Source organism: Pseudodesulfovibrio sp. S3 (assembly GCF_004025585.1).
Classification (GTDB): domain Bacteria; phylum Desulfobacterota; class Desulfovibrionia; order Desulfovibrionales; family Desulfovibrionaceae; genus Pseudodesulfovibrio.
The window spans coordinates 26,760-33,744 of record NZ_QTZO01000024.1; the positions used below are offsets into that span (position 1 = coordinate 26,760).

Genomic DNA, 6,985 nt, shown 5'->3' on the forward strand with positions numbered 1-6,985 from the left:
TTTTCCCCAAATGTAACATGCAGAGCGGTTCACCGTCCAATTTCCACTTCGCGAATTCCCTTGGCTATTGATGATGACTTGACCTGAAGTGGATGGTAATGATGTTGAAATGACCTTCTGCAATTTTTTCATAACCGCCCTGGCCGTCCTGGCCCTGGCCAGCCCCGTTCAGGCCGCCCAATACAAAGAATGGCCCCTTCCGAACACATGCATTTTCGGCATGCCCGTGTCCGGCCATGCCGTGATGAAAGGAAACACCGGCCTGATCACCGAAATACTCAAGGCCGTGTTTCTCCCGGAAGGATACGAGCTCGTCCACGCGGATCTCCCGTACAGGCGCGTCCTCAGCGAGTTGGCCGCAGGCAATATCCACTGCACCCTTGACCTCAAGGAACATCCCAGGGAAGCCGTGGCAGCCAAAACCGTGATCGCCATATGCGAGCTGTCCGTAGCCTATGTGCGTACTCAAAGTTTCGAAGACATGGACGACCTGACCGGGCAAAAAGTGGCCTGCCTCCACGGGTACGACATCCAGCGGCTGTTGCCGGTGGAGATCAAACCACAGACCGTCTATGACCTGACTTCGGCCATCCTCATGCTCGACAGGGGACACGCCAAGTTCGTCATCGACGACGCCACCCTGCTCAAGGAAGCCATTCAGGAGACCAAAATCCCGTCCAACGCCTTCGGCATAGCCCCGCTCATGAGCCTGGACATCGTCCCTGTTTTTTCGCCCGATGAAAAAGGGCGCCGCCTGCGGGACATATACGACCGCAGGATGCAAAAAATGATCGCCTCCGGGGAATTGCAGCGCATCATGTCGGAAAACGGGCTGAGCAAGGTCGGCATACAAAACGTCCTCAAGGCCAACGGCCACTGATCCGATGCCGGAATACGCAAAGACCGCATCCCTGTATGATCCCCTGATCGGGCCGGCACTGAGTCCCATCCACAAGGCCATGGTGGATATCCTGACCCTGCATGCCCCGGACAACCTGCTCGACCTTTGCTGCGGAACCGGACTGCTGGCCGGGCAGGCCGCCCGATCCGGCATCACCACCCTGGGTGTGGATATTTCGCCCCACATGCTCAGGGTCGCCCGAAACAAGCGTCCGACCGCAGCGTTTCTCCGGGCGGACGCCGCTGCGCTCCCCCTGCCGGACAACGCCTTTGACGCGGCAGCGATCAGCTTCGCCCTGCACGAAAAACCCATGGCAACGGCCAGGGCCATCCTGACCGAGATGAGACGGGTGGTCCGCAAGGACGGACAGATCATCGTGGCCGACTACCAGTGGCCCGCCCCCGGAAAGGGCTTCTTCACGGGCAAGGTCATCAGCCTCATCGAACGGCTGGCCGGACAGGAACACCACGCCTGCTTCAGGCAGTACATGGAAGAAGGAGGGGCGGTTCCCCTGCTCAGCAGGGCCGGACTGACCGGCAAATGCGTGCGCCGCTTCATGCACGGATGGGTGGGGCTGTACGTCGTGGCCTGAACCGAACGCAAAACGGCGCCCACCATGACGGTGAGCGCCGCAAAAACGAAGATGGCATTGCCGTGCCTGCTTCACGAGCTACCGATGGCTGTGCTCCGCATGGTCTTTCATATGCATCTTGAGCCTCTGGACGAGCTGCTTCTGCTGACCTGCATCCAGGATATCGTAGGTCTCAACCATGAGATCGATCTCGGCGTTCACAGATTCGGACAGGACCGCAACCTCCTTTTTCATCATCCCGGCCAAAGCATCGAGGTTTGGATCGGCCTTGCTCATCTCCGCAACAACGGCGTCACGGGCGACCTTGTGCCGACTGCTGATCCCGTCCAGGCCCGCGCCAATCCGTTCGCGGACATGGGAGTACCGGGCCTGCTGGCCGGAAGTCAGCTTGAGTTCCTGCATGGCGTAGTCGAGATGGGACAGCACCCGTTCCCTGAGAAACCCGGCGCAGTTATTGGCCATATAATTCTTGAAACCGGAAATGGCGAAGCCTCCGGTTGCCAGACTGATCACGAGCACCAGCGCCATCAACGCAAACCATTTTCCATTCTTCATTCTGTTCTCCTTGGTGAATCTGTTCCTGTGGACGTCTTGCACCCTAGGGACAAATGGTTGCACAGGCTTTACGCGGCAGTATCAAGAGGTGAAAAAGTGTAAAAAAGTGTAAATCGGAGCTGTTCCGGTTTTACATGGCGAAACAGGGGGGCTAAGGAATTACCATGGAAAAACATCTTCTGGTCATCGACGACGATGCAAAACTGCGCCGCCTCCTGGGCGAATACCTGACCGGGTACGGCTATCTCGTGGACTTTCTCGAAGACGGCAGCCGGGTCATGGATACCCTCGACTCCATGCACCCCGATCTGATCATCCTCGACGTCATGCTGCCCGACCGCGACGGGTTCGACATCCTCCTTGAAATACGCGGCGCCAGCCGTGTGCCCGTGATCATGCTCACGGCCAAGGGCGAAGACGAAGATCGCATCGTGGGGCTGGAGATGGGCGCGGACGACTACCTGCCCAAGCCCTTCAACCCGCGAGAACTGCTGGCCCGGATCAAGGCCGTGTTCCGCAGGCTTAACGAACCCCAGGACATGTTCGAGGACAGCGGAACCATCTCGGCCGGAGGGATGACCTTGGACCCGGCCAGACTGGTCCTGACCATAAACGGCGAACCGATGGAGCTTTCCACCACCGAGACCCGCCTCATGCAGGCATTGATGAGCCGGACAGGCCGGGCGCTCTCCAGGGACCAGCTCATGTCCATGGCCTGGGGCCGGGATTATGCCGCCTTTGACCGCTCCATCGACGTGCAGATAAGCCGGCTCCGGGCCAAGCTCGCCCCCTATGCCGGACATGAAAAACGCATCCGCACGGTCTGGGGAACAGGCTACATGTTCATGGGGGACGCGTGATGTTCGGCCGATTGTATCTCAAGATATTCCTCAGCTTCGTCTGCGTCATGCTGGTGACCCTGGTCCTGGTCGCGGGTCTGTTCCGGCACACCCAGGGCCAGGAATTTCTGGGCCGCTTCAAGCGGTTGGCCCACGCCCAAGTGATCCTGGTGAAATCTTCGGTGGAAAACAGCATCCTCCTCAACCACGGATCGACCGGCGCGCTGCAGCCCCTGGTGGACAAGCTTGCCAATATTTACAGGGCACGGTTGTGGATAACAGGCCAGAACAATACCGTATTGGCCCGGTCTTTTCCCGGCCCGATCCCCACGCCCCAACCCGAAAATCCTGAAAAAGAAGACGAACAGCGCCTGTGGAGCCAGGAAGCCGGAGCCAACGTAATCCTTTGCGGCGAAGACCCGAAATGCCTGTACGTGACCATTCCCTTCGGCGGCCGGGACGGGGTGCCGCCCGGAACAATCCACTACCTTGACCAGAACATGGAAGGCCTGCACCACGAAAAGCCTTTCTTCCTCGGCCTGATCTCCATCTGCGCGGTCGTGGCCCTGCTCATCATGCCGGTTTCCCGGCTCATCACCAGGCGGCTCAAACGGCTGCGCCGATCCGCCCTGTGCATCGCCGACGGCGACCTCTCCCACCGGGCCCAGATCCGGGGCCGGGACGAAGTGGCCGAATTGGGCCAGGCAATCAACCGAATGGCACATTCCCTGTCGCGCATGATTCGCGCCAGCCGGGAACTGACCGCCAACGTCTCCCATGAGTTGCGCACCCCTCTCACCCGGATCCGCATCGCCGAAGAAATGCTGCGCGAACAATTCGGTGACAAGGGCACCGCCCATCTGGATTCCATCCGCGAGGATATCGAGGCGTTGGATAAACTCATCGGCCGGTTGCTGACCCTCTCAAAACTCGATCTCAAGGAAGACCTCCTCACCCTGGAACCCGTCGATCTGGCCGAGCTGACCGAACATGTCCTGGACCGACTGCGGCCCATTGCCGAACACCGCAACGTGAATGTCTCGGCTCAATTGCCCAAGGACACGGTCATCCATGCCGACGGCGAAGTCCTGCTCACCGGGCTGAACGGCATTCTGGAAAACGGGGTCAAGCACGCCACGGAGAACGGCTGGCTCAAGGTAGCCATCTCGGTGAAAGGCAACACAGCCATTCTCACCGCCGAGAACAGCCACCCGCCCCTGCCCGAAGAGGAGCTGACGGCCATCTTCGAGCCGTTCAGACGGGCCAGGGGAACCCGCACCCAGGGAACGGGCCTCGGGCTGGCCATTGCCTACAAGACCATCATGCGGCACGGCGGCACATTGAGCGCCGAAAACACCGACGAAGGCATCCTCTTTACGGCCACGTTGCCGATCAGAAGGTAGTCCCACCGATTGATTTTGGAATAGGGTTCATCCATAGTGGCCCAAGCCACAACTCTGACCAAGGGATACACATGCTCGAAGGACTCTGGACCCTGGAAAATCTGATTGCGCTCATCACCCTGTCCGGGCTGGAAATCGTGCTCGGCATCGACAATATCGTATTTGTGGTGGTGGTCACCAACAAACTGCCGGAAGCCTCGCGAGCAACGGCACGGCGGCTGGGCATCGGCCTGGCCATGGTCACCCGCATCCTGCTTCTGCTCGCCATCTCGGCCATCATGGGGTTGACCGCCCCCCTGTTCACCGTGTTCGGCCATGTTGTCTCGGGACGGGATGTCGTGCTGCTGACCGGCGGTCTGTTCCTGCTGGCCAAGGCCACCCATGAGATCCACGACAAGCTGGAAGGTCCCGGCCCGGACGGCAGCCATGTGCGCGCCAACTACTCATACACCAGCGCCATCATCCAAATCCTGCTGCTCGACATGGTCTTTTCCCTGGACTCGGTCATCACTGCCGTGGGCATGGCCCAGCACATCACCGTCATGGTCGCGGCCATAGTCATAGCCGTGCTGGTCATGCTGCTTTTTGCCGGGCCGGTGTCCGAGTTCGTGTCCGCCCACCCCACGGTGCAGATGCTCGCATTCTCCTTCCTGCTCCTGGTGGGCATATTCCTCATGGCCGAGGGCATGCACAAGCACATCGACCGCGGGTACATCTATTTCGCCATGGCCTTTTCGCTGTTCGTGGAGTTCCTCAACCTTCGGATACGAAAGATGCGGAAGGACACATCAGGCAGCGCGGCCTGACGGCACCGGCAGAAGCGGCTACACAAAGAATTCCGGTTTTTTCGGTTCCTTATACAAGGTAAAGAGCCTGATTGCAGCGTCCTTCACCGGACCGGGCTTCATGGATCGGGCCCCTTGCGGGCAACTCTTTATACAGGCGCAGCAGGTGATGCATTTTACCTGATCGATCGCCGCACTGTTTTGCGGATCAACGGCACCGACAGGGCACAGCTCTGCACAGAGACCGCATTGCGCACACTGATCACTCACTTGAATGAAATCGACATTCCACAGCTCCGTCCTCCCTTCGTAAGGATAGGAACCGGGCACCTCGACCTCGCGGACCTCCGCCATGGAGGAAACGGAATCCAGCTTTTCCCGAATTCTCCGGCCGAACCGCGCCGCATGTTTCAAATCCTCTTCATCGGGGCGGCCCTGTGCTGTGGGCTCCTCGGAATTGGAGAACGAGTGTTCCCCGACGTATGCCGCACCGGCAATGGGAACACATCCTCGGCGCGAAACGATATCCTTCAGTTCGAGCAATGCATTTTCATAGGCGCGGTTGCCGTAGACAACCACACAGACCGCGGGGGTGTCGTGTCCCTGAAGCGCATTCAGCCATTCATTCAACAATGCCGGCACCCGCCCCATATATACGGGGACCGCGACGACAAGCAGTTCGTTTTCCGAGGTTCGTAACGGCTGCCTTCTCGCTTCCGGCCTGGTAATATCGATCAATTCCACCGCGACCGGGCCAAGTCCGTCAGCAATGCCCCGAACCACGGCCCTGGTGGTCCCGGTCGGTGAAAAACAGACCAATTTCACGGATTCCATTTTCATATCATTTCCTTTGAGCCGTTCCATAATCCCGGCCCTCTTCGCCCTTGTTACTCTCTGCTTCATAACCCATTCATACCGGTAAATAAATTACGATACGCAACGTAAAGAAACTTGCCAGCAATTGTCAAGCATGGCACCATGTGCCCGCTAAGGAGTGAGGGAAGACATGACCAAGGCAAAAATCGGACGTCCCAGAAGCGAAAAGGCACAGGAGGCAATACTCAACGCCACCCACGACCTGCTGCATGAGACCAAAGGGACCGCGTTGACCATCGAGGCCATCGCAAAACGGGCTGAAGTCGGCAAGCCGACCATCTACCGCTGGTGGCCCACATTGGCGGACATCGTTCTGGAAACGCTCCTGCGCCAGGCCGAGACGGACATTCCTGTGCCCCCTTTCGACTCTTTGCGGGCGACGCTCCGTCGATTCCTGGGGCAGTCCATACGTTCCCTTGTTGACGGGAACGGCGTACACCTGCGGTTCCTGATGGCGCAGGCCCAAAAGGATGAGGCGTTCCGCCAGCGGTTCCGGGACAACTTCGTTGCCAAACGGCGCGCTGCCCTGAACTCGATTTTTCTCCGGGCAGCGGAGCAGGGGCAGCTCGGCCCCGGGGACAACCCGGAACTGTTGGTGGACATTGTTTTCGGGGCCATGTGGTACCGCCTGCTCACAGGGCATGCCGTCATGGATGAGGCCTTTGCGGAGGAACTGACCGAGTTGGTCGTACGGTCGGTTCAGGCGAGTCCTGCGCCACAACGCATGGGGTCATGATTCGTCATCCAGTCAGGCGATACGCTGAGTTTGTTTTTCGGTCCGGCAATTCACACCAACCCGATTAGTGCTTGAGAGGGTGTGGCCTTGGCGCATCTCTGCCCTTCGGGCAGGAGCACTCCGTAGTGGCTGGCTTTCGCTTTGGGCAACGGGCCTGAAGAGATAAGGGATGCCGCCCAGGGGGCGGCTTCTTGTTTTGGGATGCGCGCCTTTGGCGCGAGAGGCATTGTTTGGGGCTTGTAGCCCCAAAGGCATTCCATGTCCTTTTTCGCGGATGTGTGCGTATTCCCCTTGCAGC

General features: G+C 59.1%; 8 protein-coding genes. 6 read left to right on the forward strand and 2 right to left on the reverse strand.

The window, feature by feature from the left end; genetic code table 11:
* Nucleotides 1-88 precede the first annotated feature (88 nt).
* Entirely contained in the window at nt 89-880 is a 792-nt protein-coding gene (locus tag DWB63_RS15915) for a transporter substrate-binding domain-containing protein (RefSeq protein WP_164879924.1), read from the forward strand.
* Between the two features lie 4 nt (nt 881-884).
* The gene (locus DWB63_RS15920) at nt 885-1,493 is read left to right on the forward strand and encodes a methyltransferase domain-containing protein (protein ID WP_128329852.1); all 609 of its coding nucleotides are present in this window, start codon (nt 885-887) and stop codon (nt 1,491-1,493) included.
* Nucleotides 1,494-1,571: 78 nt separating this feature from the next.
* Here DWB63_RS15920 and DWB63_RS15925 read toward each other — a convergent pair whose 3' ends face one another.
* Nucleotides 1,572-2,048 (reverse strand): hypothetical protein, encoded by a 477-nt coding sequence (locus tag DWB63_RS15925; RefSeq protein ID WP_128329853.1) that lies wholly within the window; start codon nt 2,046-2,048, stop codon nt 1,572-1,574.
* Nucleotides 2,049-2,212: 164 nt separating this feature from the next.
* On the opposite strand from DWB63_RS15925, the gene DWB63_RS15930 reads away from it, so the two are divergent.
* The 3 genes from DWB63_RS15930 (at nt 2,213) to DWB63_RS15940 (ending at nt 5,096) form a co-directional block, all read left to right on the forward strand.
* Entirely contained in the window at nt 2,213-2,908 is a 696-nt protein-coding gene (locus DWB63_RS15930; RefSeq protein WP_128329854.1) for a response regulator transcription factor, read from the forward strand.
* A complete protein-coding gene (locus DWB63_RS15935) occupies nt 2,908-4,290 on the forward strand; it encodes a HAMP domain-containing sensor histidine kinase (RefSeq protein WP_128329855.1) in 1,383 nt (460 codons plus the stop codon). The genes DWB63_RS15930 and DWB63_RS15935 overlap by 1 nt, the downstream gene beginning before the upstream one ends.
* 71 nt (nt 4,291-4,361) lie before the next feature.
* Nucleotides 4,362-5,096, forward strand: coding sequence for a TerC family protein (locus tag DWB63_RS15940; protein WP_128329856.1), 735 nt, complete (start codon nt 4,362-4,364; stop codon nt 5,094-5,096).
* 18 nt (nt 5,097-5,114) lie between these two features.
* On the opposite strand, the gene DWB63_RS15945 is transcribed toward DWB63_RS15940, so the two are convergent.
* Nucleotides 5,115-5,915, reverse strand: coding sequence for an EFR1 family ferrodoxin (locus DWB63_RS15945; RefSeq protein ID WP_128329857.1), 801 nt, complete (start codon nt 5,913-5,915; stop codon nt 5,115-5,117).
* 166 nt (nt 5,916-6,081) lie between these two features.
* Here DWB63_RS15945 and DWB63_RS15950 point away from each other — a divergent pair, with 166 nt between their 5' ends.
* On the forward strand, nt 6,082-6,687 hold the full coding sequence (locus DWB63_RS15950) for a TetR/AcrR family transcriptional regulator (protein ID WP_128329858.1): 606 nt from the start codon (nt 6,082-6,084) through the stop codon (nt 6,685-6,687).
* Nucleotides 6,688-6,985 lie beyond the last annotated feature (298 nt).

What these genes read in the sequence shown, in the direction of transcription:
- DWB63_RS15920 (WP_128329852.1), top strand. Translation starts at nt 885, where the DNA reads ATGCCGGAATACGCAAAGACCGCATCCCTGTATGATCCCCTGATCGGG.
- DWB63_RS15945 (WP_128329857.1), bottom strand. Translation starts at nt 5,915, where the DNA reads ATGAAAATGGAATCCGTGAAATTGGTCTGTTTTTCACCGACCGGGACC.
- DWB63_RS15925 (WP_128329853.1), bottom strand. Translation starts at nt 2,048, where the DNA reads ATGAAGAATGGAAAATGGTTTGCGTTGATGGCGCTGGTGCTCGTGATC.
- DWB63_RS15930 (WP_128329854.1), top strand. Translation starts at nt 2,213, where the DNA reads ATGGAAAAACATCTTCTGGTCATCGACGACGATGCAAAACTGCGCCGC.
- DWB63_RS15940 (WP_128329856.1), top strand. Translation starts at nt 4,362, where the DNA reads ATGCTCGAAGGACTCTGGACCCTGGAAAATCTGATTGCGCTCATCACC.
- DWB63_RS15935 (WP_128329855.1), top strand. Translation starts at nt 2,908, where the DNA reads ATGTTCGGCCGATTGTATCTCAAGATATTCCTCAGCTTCGTCTGCGTC.
- DWB63_RS15950 (WP_128329858.1), top strand. Translation starts at nt 6,082, where the DNA reads ATGACCAAGGCAAAAATCGGACGTCCCAGAAGCGAAAAGGCACAGGAG.